General features: G+C 64.4%; 20 protein-coding genes. 12 read left to right on the top strand and 8 right to left on the bottom strand.

The window, feature by feature from the left end; translation table 11 throughout:
- Positions 1–139 precede the first annotated feature (139 nt).
- Complete coding sequence (locus tag AC4HIX_RS04350; RefSeq protein ID WP_490398030.1) at positions 140–1,249, top strand: anhydro-N-acetylmuramic acid kinase; 1,110 nt, start codon at positions 140–142, stop codon at positions 1,247–1,249.
- A gap of 82 nt (positions 1,250–1,331) precedes the next feature.
- Here AC4HIX_RS04350 and AC4HIX_RS04345 read toward each other — a convergent pair whose 3' ends face one another.
- Together AC4HIX_RS04345 and AC4HIX_RS04340 are read right to left on the bottom strand one after the other, a co-directional pair.
- Positions 1,332–2,222, bottom strand: coding sequence for a fatty acid desaturase (locus AC4HIX_RS04345; RefSeq protein WP_490398029.1), 891 nt, complete (start codon positions 2,220–2,222; stop codon positions 1,332–1,334).
- A 43-nt stretch (positions 2,223–2,265) separates the two neighbouring features.
- Entirely contained in the window at positions 2,266–2,685 is a 420-nt protein-coding gene (locus AC4HIX_RS04340) for a cupin domain-containing protein (protein WP_490398028.1), read from the bottom strand.
- Positions 2,686–2,742: 57 nt separating this feature from the next.
- Here AC4HIX_RS04340 and AC4HIX_RS04335 point away from each other — a divergent pair, with 57 nt between their 5' ends.
- Both AC4HIX_RS04335 and AC4HIX_RS04330 read left to right on the top strand, forming a co-directional pair.
- Positions 2,743–4,161 carry a protein adenylyltransferase SelO gene (locus AC4HIX_RS04335; protein ID WP_490398027.1) on the top strand — a complete coding sequence of 473 codons (1,419 nt, stop codon included), beginning with the start codon at positions 2,743–2,745 and terminating at the stop codon, positions 4,159–4,161.
- Positions 4,162–4,317: 156 nt separating this feature from the next.
- Positions 4,318–5,022, top strand: a complete 705-nt coding sequence (locus tag AC4HIX_RS04330; protein WP_490398026.1) for an endonuclease/exonuclease/phosphatase family protein — start codon at positions 4,318–4,320, stop codon at positions 5,020–5,022.
- 255 nt (positions 5,023–5,277) lie between these two features.
- On the opposite strand, the gene AC4HIX_RS04325 is transcribed toward AC4HIX_RS04330, so the two are convergent.
- Positions 5,278–6,597, bottom strand: a complete 1,320-nt coding sequence (locus AC4HIX_RS04325; RefSeq protein WP_490398025.1) for a DEAD/DEAH box helicase — start codon at positions 6,595–6,597, stop codon at positions 5,278–5,280.
- A gap of 350 nt (positions 6,598–6,947) precedes the next feature.
- Here AC4HIX_RS04325 and AC4HIX_RS04320 point away from each other — a divergent pair, with 350 nt between their 5' ends.
- The 4 genes from AC4HIX_RS04320 to AC4HIX_RS04305 all read left to right on the top strand — a co-directional run bounded on the left by AC4HIX_RS04320 (position 6,948) and on the right by AC4HIX_RS04305 (position 10,274).
- The gene (locus AC4HIX_RS04320) at positions 6,948–7,361 is read left to right on the top strand and encodes a Fur family transcriptional regulator (protein ID WP_490398024.1); all 414 of its coding nucleotides are present in this window, start codon (positions 6,948–6,950) and stop codon (positions 7,359–7,361) included.
- Between the two features lie 157 nt (positions 7,362–7,518).
- Complete coding sequence (locus tag AC4HIX_RS04315) at positions 7,519–8,412, top strand: DMT family transporter (protein WP_490398023.1); 894 nt, start codon at positions 7,519–7,521, stop codon at positions 8,410–8,412.
- Positions 8,413–8,585: 173 nt separating this feature from the next.
- Positions 8,586–9,860, top strand: a complete 1,275-nt coding sequence (eno, locus tag AC4HIX_RS04310; RefSeq protein WP_475052613.1) for a phosphopyruvate hydratase — start codon at positions 8,586–8,588, stop codon at positions 9,858–9,860.
- A gap of 249 nt (positions 9,861–10,109) precedes the next feature.
- Entirely contained in the window at positions 10,110–10,274 is a 165-nt protein-coding gene (locus AC4HIX_RS04305; RefSeq protein ID WP_490398022.1) for a hypothetical protein, read from the top strand.
- A 438-nt stretch (positions 10,275–10,712) separates the two neighbouring features.
- Here AC4HIX_RS04305 and AC4HIX_RS04300 read toward each other — a convergent pair whose 3' ends face one another.
- The 4 genes from AC4HIX_RS04300 to mazG form a co-directional block, all read right to left on the bottom strand.
- A complete protein-coding gene (locus AC4HIX_RS04300; RefSeq protein ID WP_475052610.1) occupies positions 10,713–10,988 on the bottom strand; it encodes a glycine zipper 2TM domain-containing protein in 276 nt (91 codons plus the stop codon).
- Between the two features lie 222 nt (positions 10,989–11,210).
- Positions 11,211–11,660, bottom strand: a complete 450-nt coding sequence (locus AC4HIX_RS04295) for a GNAT family N-acetyltransferase (RefSeq protein ID WP_490398021.1) — start codon at positions 11,658–11,660, stop codon at positions 11,211–11,213.
- Complete coding sequence (locus AC4HIX_RS04290; RefSeq protein WP_490398020.1) at positions 11,657–12,598, bottom strand: nucleoside hydrolase; 942 nt, start codon at positions 12,596–12,598, stop codon at positions 11,657–11,659. The genes AC4HIX_RS04295 and AC4HIX_RS04290 overlap by 4 nt, the downstream gene beginning before the upstream one ends.
- Positions 12,599–12,775: 177 nt before the next feature.
- Complete coding sequence (gene mazG / locus AC4HIX_RS04285) at positions 12,776–13,591, bottom strand: nucleoside triphosphate pyrophosphohydrolase (protein ID WP_490398019.1); 816 nt, start codon at positions 13,589–13,591, stop codon at positions 12,776–12,778.
- Between the two features lie 63 nt (positions 13,592–13,654).
- Between mazG and AC4HIX_RS04280 the strand changes: the two genes are divergently transcribed.
- The 5 genes from AC4HIX_RS04280 to AC4HIX_RS04260 all read left to right on the top strand — a co-directional run bounded on the left by AC4HIX_RS04280 (position 13,655) and on the right by AC4HIX_RS04260 (position 18,028).
- Positions 13,655–14,821: a M20 aminoacylase family protein gene (locus tag AC4HIX_RS04280; RefSeq protein WP_490398018.1), complete on the top strand. Its 1,167-nt coding sequence runs from the start codon at positions 13,655–13,657 to the stop codon at positions 14,819–14,821.
- A 78-nt stretch (positions 14,822–14,899) separates the two neighbouring features.
- Positions 14,900–15,868 (top strand): agmatinase, encoded by a 969-nt coding sequence (speB, locus tag AC4HIX_RS04275; protein WP_490398017.1) that lies wholly within the window; start codon positions 14,900–14,902, stop codon positions 15,866–15,868.
- On the top strand, positions 15,861–16,808 hold the full coding sequence (speB, locus tag AC4HIX_RS04270; RefSeq protein WP_475052594.1) for an agmatinase: 948 nt from the start codon (positions 15,861–15,863) through the stop codon (positions 16,806–16,808). Before speB (AC4HIX_RS04275) ends, speB (AC4HIX_RS04270) begins: the two co-directional genes overlap by 8 nt.
- 74 nt (positions 16,809–16,882) lie before the next feature.
- Positions 16,883–17,323 (top strand): DUF1499 domain-containing protein, encoded by a 441-nt coding sequence (locus AC4HIX_RS04265; RefSeq protein WP_490398016.1) that lies wholly within the window; start codon positions 16,883–16,885, stop codon positions 17,321–17,323.
- A 261-nt stretch (positions 17,324–17,584) separates the two neighbouring features.
- Complete coding sequence (locus AC4HIX_RS04260) at positions 17,585–18,028, top strand: hypothetical protein (RefSeq protein ID WP_490398015.1); 444 nt, start codon at positions 17,585–17,587, stop codon at positions 18,026–18,028.
- Between the two features lie 43 nt (positions 18,029–18,071).
- On the opposite strand, the gene AC4HIX_RS04255 is transcribed toward AC4HIX_RS04260, so the two are convergent.
- Complete coding sequence (locus AC4HIX_RS04255; RefSeq protein ID WP_490398014.1) at positions 18,072–18,371, bottom strand: hypothetical protein; 300 nt, start codon at positions 18,369–18,371, stop codon at positions 18,072–18,074.
- Between the last annotated feature and the right edge of the window lie 53 nt (positions 18,372–18,424).

The raw sequence follows: 18,424 nt of genomic DNA, 5'->3' as shown, positions 1-18,424 counted from the left end.
TGCCTCGGTCTATGGTTTTGCACCATGCCCTATAAATCGCATTGGCGCCGGTTGGAACCTGTTTTCCCGGCAAAATATGCGCTGTAGTGTGGCGCGCAAACGGGCGGAACGGCCCGGTTCTGTGAGAGGGGCAGGGGCGATGAGCAAGGCCATTGCGAAAACAGGTGCGGTCAGGGCGCTGGGGGCGATGAGCGGCACCTCGCTGGACGGGGTGGATGCGGCTGTGGTTGTGACCGACGGCGCGCGCATTCACGGGTTCGGAGAGAGCAGCTACCGCGAGTATTCCGCAGAGGAGCGCAGCGTGCTGCGCGCGGGCCTGGGGAAATGGACCGGGCCGGAGGTGGACGCCGCTGCGGAGGTCTGTGACGCAGCCCATGCCGCGGCGCTGGCGGCGTTCGGGGATGTGGAGATTGTCGGCTTTCACGGCCAGACCCTGGCCCATGCGCCGCGGCGGCAGGGGACGCTGCAGGTGGGTGACGGGGCTGCGCTGGCCGAGACCTTGGGCAAGCCGGTGGTCTGGGACTTCCGCTCAGACGATGTGACGATGGGCGGAGAGGGCGCGCCGCTGGCGCCGTTCTTTCACTTTGCCTGTGCCAAATACATCGGTGCCGAACGGCCCCTGTGTTTCCTGAACCTGGGCGGGGTGGGCAACCTCACCTATGTGGACCCGCGGTTCGACAGGCCAGAGGAGCCGGGCGCGCTCCTGGCCTTTGATACCGGGCCCGCCAACGCGCCGGTCAATGATCTGGTGCAGGAGCGGCTGGGCATTCCCTGGGATGCGGACGGCAAGGTTGCGCGGTCGGGCACTGTGGAAACCGGCGCGCTGGAGCTGTTCCTGGCGGAGCCGTATTTTGCAAGAATGCCGCCCAAGTCTCTGGACCGGAACGATTTTGCGGAAATGGTCGGACTGGTCAACGAACTGAGCGATGCGGATGCGGCGGCGACCCTGATCGCCATGTGCGCAGCCGCTGTGGCGCAGGGAATGGAGCATTGCCCGGAGCCGCCGGAGATGGTGCTGGTCACTGGCGGCGGGCGGCATAACCCTGTGCTGATGGAGATGCTGCGGGTGTCGCTGGACTGCCCGGTGAAGCCGGTGGAGGACGCAGGCCTGGACGGCGACATGCTGGAGGCGCAGGCCTTTGCCCATCTGGCGGTGCGGGTGGCGCGCGGCATGCCAACCTCGGCGCCTGGCACCACTGGCGTCAGCGCTTGCGTCGGCGGCGGCGTGGTGAGCGTGCCGGGGAAATGACCGGCTGCGTCCAGGCGCAAGAATTTTCAGAAAATTCTTGCCAAATTTCTTCTGAAGAAATTTGCCGCCTGTGGCGCGCGGATCAGCGGGAAAGCTGGCGGAGGTAGTCTCCGGTGAACGCAGCATAGCCGTCCGACGTGGACCTCAGATACTCTTGGGCAATGGCGTGGAAGGCGGGCAGCTGGTGGAACGGCACGTTGGGGAATGAATGGTGCTCGGCATGATAGGGCATGTTCCAGGCCAGGAAGCGCACCAGCCGGTTTGTGAAGGTGGTGCGGGAGTTTTCCAGCATGTTGGCAACAGGCGGGCAGAGGCCGTGTTCTGCCAGAAGATAGGCGCGCAGGACCGGCTGGCCGATCAGCAGCGGCAGGATCCACAGCCACAGCGCCATCGGCGACGCCAGCAGACTCAGCAGCGCGGCGGCGTAAAGGGCCAGCAGCACCCGTGCTTCCAGCCGCATGTCTGCGTGGCGCCGTTCCGGCAGGTAAGGCGCGCTGATGGTGCCGAAGGCGTTGCGCCAGAGGGTCCCGGCCATGCCGCGCCAATAGCCCCAGCCGCTCAGGTATTTGAACCACTGGGGAAAGGTGGCCGGGCGCGGCCCGTGCTCCAGTTCCGGGTCGCGTACGGGATCGTTGGTGTATTTGTGATGCGCCAGGTGGAAATAGCGGAACCAGGTGAAGGGCAGCGCGATGGCGAGGGCGCAGGCATGGCCCGCGGCCTCGTTCAGCCATTTGCTGCGGAAGGGTGTTTGGTGGGTGCACTCGTGGCTGAGCGTGAACAGGAACACCAGCAATATGCCCTGCGGCAGCATCAGCAGCGGCCAGAGCGGCACTTGCAAGGCAATGCCTGCGGTGCAGGCGGCGAGGGCGGTCAGGTAGAGGGCCAGGTGGCGCAGGCCCGCTGCGTCGGAACGGGCCGTCAGGGCGGCCTTGGTCTCTGGCGGCAGCGCCTTGATCAGGGTGGAGTGATCCATGCGGGCAGTGTTGGACGCCCGGCGATTCGCTGCAAGGGGCGGGTCAGGCGCGGGGGATGTCGAAACCCGGTGCGGCCAGCTCGAAACCCTCGAACTGAAAACCGGGGGAGACAGTGCAGCTGACCAGCGTGTAGTCCCCGGTGCTGCGCGCAGCCTGCCAGTGGCCCTGCGGCACGATCAGCTGGGGCGCGCCATGGGTCAGGTCCGGGGTCAGCAGGTGGTCTTGCGCGGGACCCTCGTCCGTTGCCGCCATCGAGAGCACCAGCGGCGCGCCGGCGTGGTAGAGCCAGATCTCAGCAGCATCGACCCGATGCCAGTGGCTGGCCTCGCCTGTCTTCAAAAGGAAGTAGATACAGGTGCCTGTCGGGCGGCCCTCATTCCCGGCCCGCCAGGTTTCCTTGTACCAGCCTCCCTCCGGGTGCTGCTGCAGGCCCAGGTGCTGGATGATCCGGTCTGCGTCCATTGCTGCTCTCCCTCTATTGGTGCTGGTAAATCTCTATTCCAGTCATATGTTTGGGCCATGACACTCATGATCCCCTTTGACAACACCTATGCTGCCCTGCCGGGGCAGTTCTACTCCAAACTGGCGCCGCAGGCTGTGAAGGCGCCCAGACTGGTGGCGTTTAACGAAAATCTGGGCCGGATCATGGGGATCACACCCGGTGAGGCGGCGGAGATGGCGGAGGTGTTTGGAGGCAATAGGGTACCGGACGGCGCGGACCCGCTGGCGCAGCTTTACTCAGGGCATCAGTTCGGCACTTACAATCCGCAGCTCGGCGACGGGCGCGCGATCCTGCTGGGGGAGACGGTGGGAACAGACGGCAAGCGCCGGGATATCCAGCTGAAGGGATCGGGGCGGACACCGTATTCGCGGGGCGGCGACGGGCGCGCCTGGCTGGGGCCGGTGCTGCGTGAATATGTGGTGAGCGAGGCGATGCACAGCTTAGGCATCCCGACCACCCGCGCATTGGCGGCGGTGGAAACCGGTGAAACAGTCTGGCGCGAGGGGGCCTTGCCCGGTGCGGTGCTTACCCGGGTGGCGGCGAGCCATCTGCGGGTGGGCACATTCCAGGTATTCGCCGCGCGCGGCGACAAGGCGAGCCTCAGGCAGCTGACGGACTATGCAATTGCCCGCCACTACCCGGAAGCGGAAGGCCCGATGGGGCTGTTGAAGGCCGTGCGCGATGCGCAGGCGGAGCTGATCGCCGCCTGGATGGGGGTGGGCTTCATCCACGGGGTGATGAATACCGACAACTTCTCGATCTCGGGCGAGACCATCGACTACGGGCCCTGCGCCTTCATGGATGTGTACCACCCGCACACGGTGTTTTCCTCGATCGACCGCGGGCGGCGCTATGCCTATGCCAACCAGCCCACGATCGCGGTCTGGAACCTGGCGCAGCTGGCCACGGCTCTGATCCAGCAAATGGACGACCCGCAGGAGGGCGTGGAGGAGGCCACGGAGATCGTGCACGCGATGCCGGACCTGACAGAAGCAGCCTGGCTCGGCCGCTTCCGGGCCAAGCTGGGGATCACCTCGGCGCAGGAGGGCGACCTGGAGCTTGTCACCTCCCTTCTGGGGCGGATGGCAGAGAACCAGAGCGATTTCACCAACACGTTCCGGGCGCTGGCCAAGGGCACGGCGCGGGCCCAGTTCACCGGTCCCGAGGCCTTTGATGCTTGGGCGGAAGGCTGGCAGGCGCGGCTGGAGGGAGAGCCGGACCCGCAGGCGGTGATGCGCCGGGCAAACCCGGCCTTCATCCCCCGCAACCACCGGATTGAGGAAATGATCGCCGGCGCGGTGGCGGGCGACTACGCCCTGTTCCACCGGCTGAACGATGTGCTGGCCCACCCTTATGATGACCAGCCGGACCACGCGGATCTGCAGCGCCCGCCGTTGCCGGAAGAAGTGGTGCAGGCGACGTTCTGCGGCACCTGATCCCCTGTTCATCTGGCTGAAAATATCCTCGGGGGTGAATTGAGCTGAAGGCTCAAGAGGGGGCAGACCGCCCCCTGCGCCGGTTGCGGCCTGATGCCGGTTGTGCATGGGCCGCATTCTGCGCCACACTCCCTGCAAGCCCCGGAGAGAGAGCAGATGTCGAAGCCCCCGCCGCCGGACACCCTGCGGATTGCCACCTACAACATCCAGAAATGCGTCGGCATGGACTTGCGCCGGCGGCCGGAGCGCACCTTGCAGGTGCTGTCGGGCCTGGGCGCTGATGTGGCGGTGCTGCAGGAGGCCGACAAGCGCCTGCCGCCGCGTCCCGCAGCGCTGCCGCATTTCCTGGTCGAGGAAACCGGCTGGCAGGCCGCGGATCTGGGCGGGGCGGGATCCTTGGGGTGGCATGGCAATGCGGTGCTGTTCCGCAATGGCGTGCGGCTGCGGGCCAAGGGCCATATCACACTGCCGGGACTGGAGCCGCGCGGCGCGGTCTGGGCGCTGCTGGAGACAGAAGCCGGGCTGGTCCGGGTGATTGGCGCGCATCTGGGGCTGACGGGGCGCGCCCGGCGCGAGCAGATGCACGCGCTGGCCCGTGCGGCGGAAGCGGATGACGCGGCAGTGGTCCTGGCGGGGGATTTCAACGAATGGTCGCGGTCTCCGGTGCTGGAGCATATTGCCCCGGCGCTGACCTTTCTGCCGCCGAAGGCCAGCTTTCCCGCACTGCGGCCCTTGGGAGCGCTGGACCGGATCGCCCATTGCAGGCGGCTGGAGGCGGTGGCGCATGGGGTGCATGGCGCGCGGCCGGCGCATATCGCCTCCGACCATCTGCCGGTCTGGGCGGATTTGCGGGCGGTTTGACTGCCGTTTGACTGCTGCTGGCAAGGGAGGGCTCCCGCGCCCGCAGGAGCTTCAGGCTGCGCCTGGCGCGCCTTGGCGGCCTTGGGCCGGGCGCTGCTGCGCAGCGCAGAGTTTCTCTGCTGAGAGGCGCTTAAGGGCAGGTTTGCCCTTAAGGCGCCATTTCGAGTGTGTATTCCGCCAGCGCCGGGTCAAGGGCAGGCCGCGCGTGCCGCGCGGTCCCTGCGGGACCCTTGACCGGGCGCTGGCGGGGAAGCTTCAGCGTGCGCGCTGCTTTTGGCCGCGGCGCTGGGCGTTGCCGGGCTTGCTGCCCTGAGGTTTGCCCTGGCCGCTGTTGCCGCCGCCGCGACCGCCTCGGCGGCGCTGACCGCCGGGTTTGCCGCCGCCGCGGCGTCCGCCGGGACGACCGCCTGGCTTGCCGGCGGGTGCGGCCGGATCGGGCATCGCTTCCCAGGCGCGGCCGGAGGCGACGGGGATGGTGATCTTCATCACCTTCTGGATCGCCTTCAGCTCGTCCATCTCATCCGGCGAGCAGAAGGCGATGGCGGCGCCATCCTTGCCTGCGCGCGCGGTGCGGCCGATGCGGTGCACATAGGCGTCGGGCACATTCGGCAGCTCGTAGTTGTAGACGTGCTTGACGTCCGGGATATCCAGGCCGCGGGCGGCCACGTCGGTGGCAACCAGTACCTTGATGTCGCCGGACTTGAAGGCAGCCAGGGCGCGCTCGCGCTGGCCCTGGCTTTTGTTGCCGTGGATCGCGGCGGCGGCAAAGCCTGCCTTATCCAGCACCTTCATCAGCTTTTCCATGCCGTATTTGGTGCGGCCGAAGACCAGCGCGCGCTCGTCCTTGTGCTCTGCCAGCAACTCCTTCAGCAGGCTCAGCTTTTCCGCCTTGGCGATGAAATGCACCGACTGGGTGATCTTGTCGGCAGCCTTGCCCGGAGGCGAGACCTCGATCCGGACGGGGCTTTGCAGGTAGGAGTTGGCGATCTCGTTCATCTGCTTGGGCATGGTCGCCGAGAACAGCATGGTCTGGCGTTCCGTCGGCAGCAGCGCTGCGATCTTGCGCAGGGTGTGGATGAAGCCGAGGTCCAGCATCTGGTCGGCCTCGTCGAGCACCAGGAAGTCGCAGGAGCCGAGGTCCAGCGCGCCGCGGTCGAGGATGTCGATCAGGCGGCCCGGGGTGGCGACCAGGATGTCGGTGCCCTTGGCTATGCGGGAGATCTGCGGGTTGATGGAGACGCCGCCGACCACCAGGCCGACCTTCATCGGGGTGCCTTCGGTCAGGCCCCTGAGGGTGTCGGCGATCTGGTTGGCCAGCTCGCGGGTCGGGGCCAGCACCAGGCCGCGCACGGTGTTGGCGGCGGGCTTGCGGCCGTATTGCATCATCTGCGCGATCAGCGGCACGCCAAAGGCGGCCGTCTTGCCGGTGCCGGTCTGCGCCAGCCCCAGCACGTCCTTGCCGTTGAGGGCATGAGGAATAGCGCGGGCCTGGATCGGGGTGGGGTCGTTCAGACCCATGTCCTGGAGGCGGGCGAGGAGCTTCTCAGGCAGCCCCATGGTCGAAAATTCAGTCACGTATCGTCCTTTCACGGCCCTGCGGTCTGCACTGGCCGGGTCCGCTGCACGGCAGCGGTTTCATGCGGGGCAGGGACCTCGGGCGCGCGCTGGCCGGATGCCAGGCCGCTGGCCTCTGCAATCCCCACGCGTGATTTTGGGAATGGCGGCATATCACTAGACCCCGGGTGTTCTGTTACGCACATGCGGTGCGGCCGGTATTGGTCTCTGCTCACGCGGCAGGGAGGGATGCCTGGGTGCCAAATGGCTGTGGATAAGCGGTTTGTCAACTGCTGATGCGCGTGAAAAGCCTGTTTTCGGCGCAGTTTGCATCCGTTAAAGAGGAAGCCCAGAAAACCGCGAGGACGCAAATGGCAAAGACGATTATCGCCCGCTGCGAGCGCAAGGGCCTGCGCATGACCGGCCAGCGCCGGGTGATTGCCCAGGTGCTGCAGGACAGCGATGATCATCCTGACGTCGAGGAGCTTTATACCCGTGCCAGCGCGATGGATGCCGGGATTTCGATTGCCACCGTCTATCGCACCGTGAAGCTGTTCGAGGAAGCGGGCATTCTGGAGCGGCTGGAGTTCGGCGACGGGCGGGCGCGGTATGAGGATGCCGACCGCGAGCATCACGACCACCTGATCGACATGAATTCGGGCGAGGTGATCGAGTTCTGCGACCCGGAGATCGAGGAGCTGCAGGAGCGGATCGCCCGCAAGCTGGGCTACGAGCTGCGCGGGCACAAGCTGGAGCTTTACGGGGTGCCGCGCAAGCAGGACTGAGGCGGCAGGTGGCGCCCGACGTATCACGGAAATTGATACGTGTGCTCACGTCTTGTCATCGCGGCGGGTCGGAAACGGAGTTGCTGCGGGAGTATTTTGCCGCTTTTGTCCCACGGAACCCGGCAGCCCCGCCGGGCAGAACGATGGACGCGCGCTCATGAACAACCTGCAAGGCATTCTGCTGGTCATTGCCTCGATGGCATTTTTCACGCTTGAAGACATGTTCATCAAGCAGCTGTCTGGCACCTTGCCGGTCGGGCAGATCCTGATTTTCCTCGGTATCGGCAGCGGGCTGGTCTTTGCTGTGATGGCGAAGATGCAGGGGCACCGTCTGTTCGCGCCGCGCAGCTGGCGGCTGCGGCCGGTGCTGCGGGCGGGGACCGAGGCGGTGTCGGCGATGGGGTTTGCCTCGGCGCTGGCGCTGGTCGATATCTCAGTCGTGGCCGCCGTGTTCCAGGCGACGCCGCTGGTGATCACCATGGGCGCGGCGCTGTTTCTGGGCGAGCAGGTCGGCTGGCGGCGCTGGCTGGCAATTTGCACCGGTTTTGCCGGGGTTCTGCTGATCATCCGCCCGGGGCTCGACAGTTTTGAACCGGCGGCCCTGCTGGTGGTGATTGCGGTGCTGGGCGTGGCCACGCGGGACCTGATGACACGGGTGATGGACAGCGCGGTGCCATCAACCGTGGTCAGCTTCCAGGCCTTCCTGGCAGTTATCCCTGCGGGGCTGCTGCTGCTGGCCTTTACCCCTGGCGAGGCGCAGGTGATGGCGCAGAACGAATACCTGATGATGGCAGGCGGGGTGCTGTTCGGGGTGCTGGGCTACTATGGCATCGTGACTGCGATGCGGGTGGGAGATGCCTCGGCGGTGACGCCCTTCCGCTATACCCGGCTGCTGTTTTCGATTCTGGTGGGCGTCATCGTTTTTGGCGAGCGGCCCGACACGCTGACCCTGAGCGGGGCGGCGCTGATTATCGGATCTGGGCTGTATACCTTTGTCCGCGAGCAGCGGCTGGCGCGGCGGGCACGCCGTGCGGAAGCGGCTGCGGCCTGAGGTCCCGCCTGGCAGAAATCCTCCGCCCTGTTGGCGCAAACAGCGTTTTGTTAGCCCTAACCTGCCGGATTTAGACGTGTTAGCGATAACGAGCGTGGTTTACATTTCCCCCGCGGCTGGTATGACGCTGGCAACGGAACGCGCCGCTTTCAGGCCAAACCAAGGATGGACAGATGAGCACCATTATCGACATTCACGCCCGTGAGATCCTCGACAGCCGGGGCAACCCGACGGTTGAGGTCGACGTGATCCTGGAAGACGGCACCATGGGCCGCGCCGCCGTGCCTTCGGGTGCGTCGACTGGCGCCTATGAGGCGGTAGAGAAGCGCGACGGCGACAAGTCCCGTTACATGGGCAAGGGTGTGCTGGAAGCGGTTGCCGCGGTGAATGGCGAGATTGCCGAGGAGCTGGTCGGCTTTGACGCAACCGAGCAGGTCGCCGTGGACAGCGCGATGATCGAGCTGGACGGCACCGAGAACAAGGGCCGCCTGGGCGCCAACGCAATTCTGGGCGTGTCGATGGCGGTGGCCAAGGCCGCGGCAGACTTCACCACCCAGCCGCTGTACCGCTATATCGGCGGCACCTCGGCACGTGTGCTGCCGGTGCCGATGATGAACATCATCAACGGCGGCGAGCATGCCGACAACCCGATCGACATTCAGGAATTCATGATCATGCCGGTGGCCGCGGACAACATCCGCGAAGCCGTGCGCATGGGCTCCGAGGTGTTCCACACTCTGAAGAAAGAACTGTCGGCGGCGGGTCTCTCCACCGGGATCGGTGACGAGGGCGGCTTTGCTCCCAACATCGCCTCCACCCGCGAAGCGCTGGATTTCGTTCTGAAATCCATCGAGAAGGCGGGCTACAAGCCGGGCGAGGAGATCTACCTGGCGCTCGATTGTGCGGCGACCGAATACTACAAGGACGGCAAATACGTGCTGTCCGGCGAGGGCAAAACTCTGTCGTCCGAAGAGAACGTGGCCTATCTGGCAGCGCTGGTGAACGACTACCCGATCATCTCGATCGAGGACGGCATGTCCGAGGATGACTGGGACGGCTGGAAGGCCCTGACCCAGGAGATCGGCGACAAGGTGCAGCTGGTGGGCGACGACCTGTTCGTGACCAACCCGGCGCGTCTGGCCGAGGGCATCGAGCGCGGCTGCGCCAACTCGATGCTGGTGAAGGTGAACCAGATCGGTTCGCTGACCGAGACCCTGAAGGCGGTCGATATGGCCCACCGCGCACGTTACACAAACGTGATGTCGCACCGCTCCGGCGAGACCGAGGATGCCACCATCGCCGACCTGGCGGTTGCCACCAACTGCGGTCAGATCAAGACCGGCTCGCTGGCGCGTTCTGACCGGCTCGCGAAGTACAACCAGCTGATCCGCATCGAGGAAATGCTGGGTGAAGTGGCCGAATACGCGGGCCGTTCGATCCTGAAGTAAGAGCGTCTTCAGCTGGAAGCCGCAAAGCGCCTTGAACGATTGTTCGAGGCGCTTTTTTTCGGGGGAATGTCACGTCCAGCCGTGTATGCTGTCGGTCTTACGCAAGGCGGGCTCTGCAATAACTCTTGAGGCGCAGCGCCATCGTCGGCGCGCCCGGAACAGTCATGGCCGGGCCTTAACACGCATCAAGGCCTGCTTTGCCGGAAACGGGCATTCTGTACCCGCTCACCGTCAATGCAGGAGCCTCACATGACCCCCGTCCGCATCATCATCCTTGCCTTTTTGTCTCTGCCGCTGCTGCTTGCTGCGTGCACCGAACCCGGCACTTATCCAATCAGCGGTGAGGAGTGCGGGCCCGACGACCCGGTGCTGGAACTTGACGCGAGCGATTGCCCGTCATTGGCGGCAGTCTGATCCGCTTGCCCCGTTTCCTTGGCGCGGCTGGGGCTGGAAAACCCGCAGCATAAGAGCTGGCACCTGTCAGAAAACACGCGTTTTTCAGGGCGTTACCTTCCGGAAGTTGCATGTGTGGCCCGGATCACAGACGCTCATGCAGGCGTCATGCTAGGTTGATCTTGCGCGGCGCACGGGTGCTGCGGGAAAGGGGGGACAGGCCATGAAAACGCGGTTTATGCGCACAGTGGCGATCTGTGCAGTTCTTTCAGCACTTGTGGGGTGCAGCGGGGCCGGGACATACCCGATCAGCGGTCAGCCGGCGTCGGCCGGCGATCCGGTGATGCGGATGGACATGTCCGACAATTACCCGTTGCTGGCCGGGCTATAGTCAGGCGACCGGGGGGCTAGCGCCTGCAACTGGCGCCCTGACCGGGGGCGGGGCGCCAGTTGGCAGCTTTAACAGGGGGCAGTGTAATAGGTGCCGTCACCGCGAGAATAGGCGCACTGCTGGGTCTGGTTGTTCTGTGCAACCAAAGTGCCAGCTGCTGCGCCGCCCAGTGCGGCGATCAGGCGCCAGTCGTCGTCGGCCTTGAGCGCATCGGCAGCGATCAGGCCGGCTGCGGCACCACCTGCCACGCCAGCGACTGTGCGCTGTTCCGGGGTCAGGTTGGTACAGGCGCCCAGGCCCAGGGCGGCACTGGTGGCGAGAACGGGAATCCAGCGGAAATTCATGATTTTCCTCCAATTTCGTTGGTCCGGACGGCCTGTTTGAGGGCCGCGGATGGCACTATAACGCCACCTGCTGACGGATGGTTCCGGTTTGTGGGGTGAATTTTCCGCTGCGGCGCCGATCCGCCCGCGCCGGGTGCCGGGCGGCAAGCTTCCGCCGCACGGCTGGGGCGGACCGCATTTCAGCGCGAAGTCCGGCCCGGAAACGTATTGGCTGCCGCAGAGTTACAGGGTCTTGGTCATCAGAATGTAGTTCTTGCGCGGCTGGAACCGGGTGCGCAGGTAGAGCCGCTGAGCGGTTTCATTTTCCCGGTCGACTTCAAGATGAAGGGCGCGCATTCCAGCAGTGGCCAGTGATTTCGGCAGCTCGGTCAGAACCTCGGTGGCGATGCCGCGGCCGCGCACCGCAGGGCGGATGTAAAGTTCATCGACAAAACCGTCCATGCCGCCAAACTCAACTGACCAGCCGAAAGTGATCACGATATAGCCGATCGGCGCCCGGGTGGGTCCAATCAGGTAGACGGCGCCATAGGGGTGGCCGTTCAAGAGGGGCTCGATCCCGGCGCGGCGGTGCTCGTCGCTGCTCTCCAGCCCGGATTCGGTATGGAAGGCGGCGACCAGCGGCAGCACGGTGTCCAGATGCTCAGGCTTGGCGAGATGCAGGGCGGCGCTCATAGGCGGGCGAGCCTTTCGGTTAGAAGATCAAAGAAGCCGTCCGCGTCGGCATCACCGATGAACAAGGCGTTGGGTGTGCGGTTCGTGACACCCCACCAGTCTGCGACTGTCATGCCGAGAGTGAGGCTGGAGGAGGTTTCGATTTCCACGTTCACATGGCGGCCCGAAAACAGCTCCGGCTTCAGCAGCCAGGCGATGACGCAGGGATCATGCAGCGGGCCGCCTTCGGAGCCGTATTTCTCCACATCGAAGCGCTCGAAGAAATCGAGCATTTCAGCGGTAAAATGGCCGACGCGGGTACCGAGAGCGCGGATCGCCTCCACCCGCGGCTTGGTCGCCAGTACCTTATGTGTCACATCGAGCGGCATCACGGTGATCGGCGCGCCGGATCTGAACACGATTTCAGCGGCTTCCGGATCGACATAAATGTTGAATTCGGCTGCCGGGGTGATGTTGCCCACCTCAAAATAGGCGCCGCCCATCATCACGATCTCCTGCACCCGTTCGATGATGTCGGGTGCGGTGTTGAAGGCAGCGGCGACATTGGTGAGCGGACCCAGGGTGCAGAGGGTGACGGTGCCCGGTTCATGCGCCCGCAGGGTTTCGATGATGAAATCGACGCCATTGTCCCCGGCCAGCGGCATCTGCGGCTCCCACAGCTCCGGGCCGTCGAGGCCGGTCTGGCCGTGCACATGTTCCGCGGTGATCAGCGGGCGGTAAAGCGGCGCCTTGCTGCCCGCAAAGACGGGCACATCCGTGTGGCCTGCGGCCTCGCAGACGATGCGGGCGTTCTTGCTGGTGAGCGGCAGCGGCACATTGCCCGCGACACAGGTGATGCCCAGCAGATCCAGCTCGTCAGGGCTGGCCAGCGCGAGCAGGATGGCGACGGCATCATCCTGCCCCGGGTCGGTGTCGATGATGATTTTCCTGGCGCTCATCGCTGGCTCCGCAATTCGTGAGCCACGACACTACGCGCAGTTCGGCCGGGATTGAACCGCCGACTGGCGGGGCAGTGCGAATTTCCTAAGGTTTTCTGCGGCAGCAATTTGCGGCTTGCCCGGCCGCTGGCGGCCGGAAATTGAGTATTTGAGGAAAGATGAAGCCGAGGGGAGTGCTCAGGCGCGCTCGTCTGCTTTGACTTCGTCCCAAAGCGCGTCCATCTCGGCCAGGTCACTGTCCTCGGGGCGTTTGCCGCGGGCGGCAAGCTTGGCCTCGACGCCCTGGAACCGCCGGGTGAACTTGGCGTTGGCGGCGCGCAGCGCGGCTTCGGGCTCGACACCCAGATGGCGGCCCAGGTTGGCCATCACAAACAGGAGGTCGCCGAACTCTTCTTCGACTTCCGCTTGGGAGAGGCTGTCGCGGGCCTCGACCAGTTCGGCGCATTCCTCGGTGATCTTGGCGATGACGTTGTCAGCGGAGGGCCAGTCAAAGCCGACGCGGGCGGCGCGTTTCTGCAGCTTGTAGGCGCGCAAAAGGGCGGGCAGGCCGACGGCGACGCCGTCCAGCGTGCCTTTCTGCTCCTTGCCTGCGCGCTCCGCGGCCTTGATCGCCTCCCAGTCGCGGGTCTGCTGTTCGGCTGATTTCTCGCGGCTTTCGTCGCCGAACACGTGCGGGTGGCGGGAGACCATCTTGTTGGACATGGTGGTGACCACATCCTGGAAAGTGAAGTGGCCGGCTTCCTGCGCCATCCGGGCGTGGAAGACGGATTGAAAAAGCAGATCGCCCAGTTCGCCTTTCAGTTCATCCCAAGCCTCGCGCTCAATTGCGTCGGCAACTTCATAAGCTTCTTCAATGGTATAGGGGGCGATGCTGGCAAAATCCTGTTCGATATCCCAGGGGCAGCCGGTTTGCGGATCACGCAGGCGCGCCATGATCTCCAGGAGCCTTTCGATGCCCGCGGTTTCGTCGTGGATCAGGTCAGTTTCTTGCATTGCGGCTGCTCATTTTCCGGTGTCAGATGCATCATCCCGAGTCTGGAGCAGGAGTCCACCCCAATGCCCGTAGTGAACCGTATTGCCGATTTCGCCGAGGAGATGAAGGCCTGGCGGCGGCATCTGCACCAGATCCCGGAGCTGGCGCTGGACCTGCCCAAGACGGCGGCGTTTGTGGCGGAGCGGCTGCGGGAGTTCGGAGTGGATGAACTTCATGAAGGGATCGCGCAAACGGGTATGGTGGCGATCATCAACGGGCAGGGGGACGGGCCGACCATCGGGTTGCGCGCCGACATGGACGCGCTGCCGATCCCGGAGGAGACCGGGGTGGAGTATGTCTCGGGCCATGAAGGCAATATGCACGCCTGCGGTCACGACGGGCATACCACGATGCTGCTGGGGGCGGCGAAATATCTGGCGGAGACGCGCAACTTCAGGGGCCGGGTGGCGCTGATCTTCCAGCCCGCGGAAGAGGCGATTGGCGGTGCGCGCATCATGGTCGAGGAAGGCATCATGGAGCGCTTCGGCATCGGTGAGGTCTATGCGCTGCACAATTCGCCGGGCCTGCCTGTTGGGCATTTCCTGACCACGCCGGGAGCGCTGATGGCCGCGGTCGATACTTTCCACATTCATATTCAGGGGGTTGGCGGCCATGGCGCCATGCCGCATGAGACCCGCGACCCGGTGATGGCGGCCTGCGGCATTGCCCAGGCGATCCAGACCATTGTGTCGCGCAATCACCATACGCTGGAGGATCTCGTGGTCTCTGTCACCCAGATCCACACCGGCAGCACCGACAACGTGATCCCGGACACCGCCTATATCAACGGCACCGTGCGCACCTTTAACCCGGAGGTGCAGAAGATGGTGATGCGGCGAATGAAGGAGATCGTGGCGGGGCAGGCGGCCAGCTATGGCGTCGAGGCGGAGCTGGATTATGAGATCGGCTATCCGGCGACTTTCAACGACGCGGAGAAGACCGCCTTTGCCGTCGATGTGGCCAGGGAGATCGCGGGCGACGTGAATGTGGAGTCGGATGGTGGGCGCGAGATGGGGGCGGAGGATTTTGCCTACATGCTGCAGGCGCGGCCCGGCTCCTACCTGTTCCTGGGGCAGGGGGATACCGCCGGGCTGCATCATCCGAAATACGACTTCAACGATGAGATTTCGCCGGTGGGAGCCTCCTTCTTTGCCCGGCTGGTGGAGCGGGCCCAGCCGGTGAGCGGGTAAAACCCAGGCCAGATGACACCCGCTTGCGCAGCGGGTATTTGATCAAACAAAGAACTCTCACAACAGGGACGCACCGTCATGGCACTGGAAGACGCAAAGCACATGATCGATCACGCCTTCACCCGCGAGGATCTGAAGGGGTTGAGTTTCGAGATCACCTTTGGCGGGGCGACGTCCTTTCTGCGCCGCAAGTACACCAAGGATCTGACCGGCGTGGATATTGCCGTCACCGGAGTGCCGTTCGACCAGGCGGTGACCAACCGGCCCGGAACGCGGCTGGGGCCGCGGGCGATCCGCGAAGCCTCTGCCCTGCAAAGCCCGGATGAGCCCTATGGCTGGCCGCATAAGCCGCTGAGCACCCTGGCGATTGCGGATTACGGCGATCTGGCCTTTGACCATGCCAATGTGCCGGAGTTTCCGGCGGCGCTGACGGAGCATATCCGGGGCATTCTGGCGGCGGATACGGCCTCTGTCGTCTTGGGCGGGGATCACTATATCAGCTTTCCGATCCTGAAAGCCTATGCCGAGAAATACGGGCCGATTTCACTGCTGCAGTTCGATGCGCATACAGACACCTGGCCCGATGACAACATGGACCGGGTGGATCATGGCACCATGTTCTATAAGGCGGTGAAGTCGGGCATCGTGGATCCCAAGACCTCTGTCCAGGTGGGGATCCGCACCACCAACGACGACACGCTGGGGGTCAATATCATCGACGCCCCCACCGTGCACGAGATTGGACCGATGGAGACCGCAAAGCGGATCAAGTCGATCCTGGGGGACCGCCCCGCTTACCTGACCTTTGACATCGACTGCCTGGATCCGGCCTATGCGCCCGGCACCGGCACGCCGGTCTGGGGCGGGCTGACCTCGGCCCAGGCCGCGCGCATTATGCGGGAGATTGCCGGCATCAATATCAAGGGCGGTGACGTGGTGGAAGTCTCTCCCCCCTTTGACACAAGCGGCGCAACTGCTATTGCCGGGGCACATGTGGCGACGGAGATCATCTGCCTTCTGGGCTGGAACATGAGAGACAATGACTGACTTCAATCAACCGATCAGCGGAAATGACCTGGCCCGGTTTTCGGGACCGAACACTTTTATGCGGCTGCCGCAGGCAACCTCGCTGGACGGCCTGGATGTTGCGGTTCTGGGGGTTCCGATGGATATCGGCACCTCCTGGCGGTCGGGCACACGGTTCGGTCCCAAGCAGATCCGCGCCGAAAGCGCGATGCTGCGGCCCTATAACATGGCCACCGGCGCGGCGCCGTTCGACAGCCTGAACATTGCCGATATCGGCGATCTGGCGATCAACACCTTCTCGCTGCCGGATTCGCTGAGGATCATCCAGGAGAGCTATGAGGCGATTCTGTCGGGCGGGGTGATCCCGGTGGCGATGGGCGGTGATCATTCGATCACCCTGCCGATCCTGCGCGCCATCGCAAAAAAATACGGCCCCGTTGCGCTGGTGCACGTGGATGCCCACGCGGATGTGAACGACGAGATGTTCGGCGAGCGCGAAACCCACGGCACCGTGTTCCGCCGCGCTTTCGAGGAAGGGCTGATCGTTCCGGACAAGACTTATCAGATCGGCATCCGCGGCACCGGCTATGCGGCAACGGACTTTACCGAAGCGCAAAGCTGGGGCTTTCAGCACTTCCCGGCGCAGGAGCTGTGGGGGCGGCAGCTGCATCAGATGGGTGCGGAAATTCGCCGCGATATCGGCAATAGGCCGGTCTATGTGAGCTATGATATTGATAGCCTTGACCCGGCCTACGCGCCGGGCACCGGCACGCCTGAAATCGGCGGGCTGACAACGCCTCAGGCGCTGGAGCTGATCCGGTCCCTGAAGGGGGTCAATATCGTGGGCTGCGACCTGGTGGAGGTGTCGCCGCCCTATGATCCCTCGGGCAACACCGCCTTGGTGGGCGCAAACCTGCTCTATGAGCTGCTGTGCGTACTGCCGGGGGTGGCAACGAGATAAGCGGTCCGGCCTCAAGCGTATAGGCCGGGGGAGGGCCGCGCAGGGAGGAGGCAAGGGTTGACCTTGAAACCGCAATGAAGCGGCTGATGCTGTTTGGCTGGCTGGTGCTGGCCGCTGTGGTCGCCGGGCTGGGGTTCATCCGGCTGGCGCCGAGCGATCCGCTGGATTGGAACACCCAGCCGGAGTTCACCGAGGACAAGGAATTCCGCGGCGGTGTGTTCCGGGTGGTGCGCACCGGCCCGGACGGGCTGGATCGGTTCCATCAGATCGCCAGCACCGCGCCGCGCACCAGCGTTCTGGCTGGCGGCCCGGACGACGGGATGGCCACCTATATTACCCGCACCCAATTGCTGGGGTTTCCAGACTACACCACCGCAGCGCAGGACGGCGATTTGCTGAAGGTCTATGCCCGGCTGCGCTTTGGCCGCTCCGATCTGGGCGCCAACAAGGAGCGGATCAATGGCTGGCTGGCAGAGATGGAAGAGGCTCCGCAAGAGGCCTCGGCCAGCGAGTAACGGCAAGGCGTGCTCCCGCCTGCTCGCGGGTTTCTGGAAAAAGCACCCGGCAGTTGGGCCGGGCGCCGCGCTGGGCGCGGCGCGGGCTCTTCCGCCTGGGGCGGCAGAGCCTTGGTTTTTTGCTGAGAAGCGCTTCAGGGGCAGGGTTGCCCCTGAAGATGCCAATTCGTGTGTGTTCGAGTGTGTTTGTATGTGCCGCATCAAGGGTGTCATGTGAAAACAAGATCTTAGGCCTTCCAAAGGCGGTGGATTTCGTGTTCGTTGGTCGGCATCGCTGGTTTTACTAAGGAAGAGATTTCCATGATTATCAAATTTGCCAAACCTGCTTTGTCACTGTCCTGCTTTGCGTTTCTTGCGGCTTGCGGCGGTGTGCCTGCCAGCAACGAGCTGCAGTTCGACGATGACGGAAACGGCCGGTTCAGCGGTAGTGCCGGTTCCGGCTGGACGGCAGAAGAGATCAGGTCGCATGCCGCTGATAACTTCTGCGGCAATGCGCCGGTCGTGGACTTCAGTGTCAGGGTGTTGCCATCTGCGCCGGACTACAAGATATTCTCGGGCTTCTGCGGGGCCGCAGCGGATGGCTTCGCCGTGGCAGGCGCCGGGCAGAGCTACACCGTGGCCGCGCAGCCAGCCGCGGCGGGCCCGGTGGTGACACCAGCGGCGAACAGCTCGGGTTGGGACGGCTCCACGCCGTTTGTGGATTGATCGAGGACGTCTTGCTTGCGGGGCCTGTCGGCGGCACGTCGGATCAGAGCTGCGGCACCAGCGTCGGTGCGCTCGACATGCCGGGCACTTCCCCCAGCGACGCCGACAGGCAGCTGCTTTGTACCTCGCGCCACATCGGCACGTTCAGCGACATCTGGCATTGCGCCATGAACATGCGCCCGTCCACCTGCAGGCAGCGAAGCTCACCCAGCTCGACCCGGGCGCCGGACTTATCCGTGCAGTAGCAATCGATGGTTTTGCCGCCTGGACCCTTCACATCCGCCAGTGCCATGCAGGGCAGAGTGAGGAGGATTGTGGCAATAAGGACTCTGGCATGTCGCATGGCTCTAGCATATCACATGGGGGCAAATTGGCCAAAACATGAACAAGAATAGG

The sequence above is a fragment of the Leisingera sp. genome (assembly GCF_982940295.1).
This window is presented reverse-complemented; position numbering and strand designations above follow the sequence as displayed.

Coding starts and splice junctions, on each gene's coding strand:
- AC4HIX_RS04340 (WP_490398028.1), bottom strand. CDS start 2,685: ATGGACGCAGACCGGATCATCCAGCACCTGGGCCTGCAGCAGCACCCG.
- AC4HIX_RS04315 (WP_490398023.1), top strand. CDS start 7,519: ATGAACAACCTGCAAGGCATTCTGCTGGTCATTGCCTCGATGGCATTT.
- AC4HIX_RS04305 (WP_490398022.1), top strand. CDS start 10,110: ATGACCCCCGTCCGCATCATCATCCTTGCCTTTTTGTCTCTGCCGCTG.
- AC4HIX_RS04330 (WP_490398026.1), top strand. CDS start 4,318: ATGTCGAAGCCCCCGCCGCCGGACACCCTGCGGATTGCCACCTACAAC.
- mazG (WP_490398019.1), bottom strand. CDS start 13,591: ATGCAAGAAACTGACCTGATCCACGACGAAACCGCGGGCATCGAAAGG.
- AC4HIX_RS04280 (WP_490398018.1), top strand. CDS start 13,655: ATGCCCGTAGTGAACCGTATTGCCGATTTCGCCGAGGAGATGAAGGCC.
- speB (WP_475052594.1), top strand. CDS start 15,861: ATGACTGACTTCAATCAACCGATCAGCGGAAATGACCTGGCCCGGTTT.
- AC4HIX_RS04295 (WP_490398021.1), bottom strand. CDS start 11,660: ATGAGCGCCGCCCTGCATCTCGCCAAGCCTGAGCATCTGGACACCGTG.
- AC4HIX_RS04255 (WP_490398014.1), bottom strand. CDS start 18,371: ATGCGACATGCCAGAGTCCTTATTGCCACAATCCTCCTCACTCTGCCC.
- AC4HIX_RS04265 (WP_490398016.1), top strand. CDS start 16,883: ATGAAGCGGCTGATGCTGTTTGGCTGGCTGGTGCTGGCCGCTGTGGTC.
- AC4HIX_RS04290 (WP_490398020.1), bottom strand. CDS start 12,598: ATGAGCGCCAGGAAAATCATCATCGACACCGACCCGGGGCAGGATGAT.
- speB (WP_490398017.1), top strand. CDS start 14,900: ATGGCACTGGAAGACGCAAAGCACATGATCGATCACGCCTTCACCCGC.
- AC4HIX_RS04345 (WP_490398029.1), bottom strand. CDS start 2,222: ATGGATCACTCCACCCTGATCAAGGCGCTGCCGCCAGAGACCAAGGCC.
- AC4HIX_RS04350 (WP_490398030.1), top strand. CDS start 140: ATGAGCAAGGCCATTGCGAAAACAGGTGCGGTCAGGGCGCTGGGGGCG.
- AC4HIX_RS04300 (WP_475052610.1), bottom strand. CDS start 10,988: ATGAATTTCCGCTGGATTCCCGTTCTCGCCACCAGTGCCGCCCTGGGC.
- AC4HIX_RS04320 (WP_490398024.1), top strand. CDS start 6,948: ATGGCAAAGACGATTATCGCCCGCTGCGAGCGCAAGGGCCTGCGCATG.
- AC4HIX_RS04335 (WP_490398027.1), top strand. CDS start 2,743: ATGACACTCATGATCCCCTTTGACAACACCTATGCTGCCCTGCCGGGG.
- eno (WP_475052613.1), top strand. CDS start 8,586: ATGAGCACCATTATCGACATTCACGCCCGTGAGATCCTCGACAGCCGG.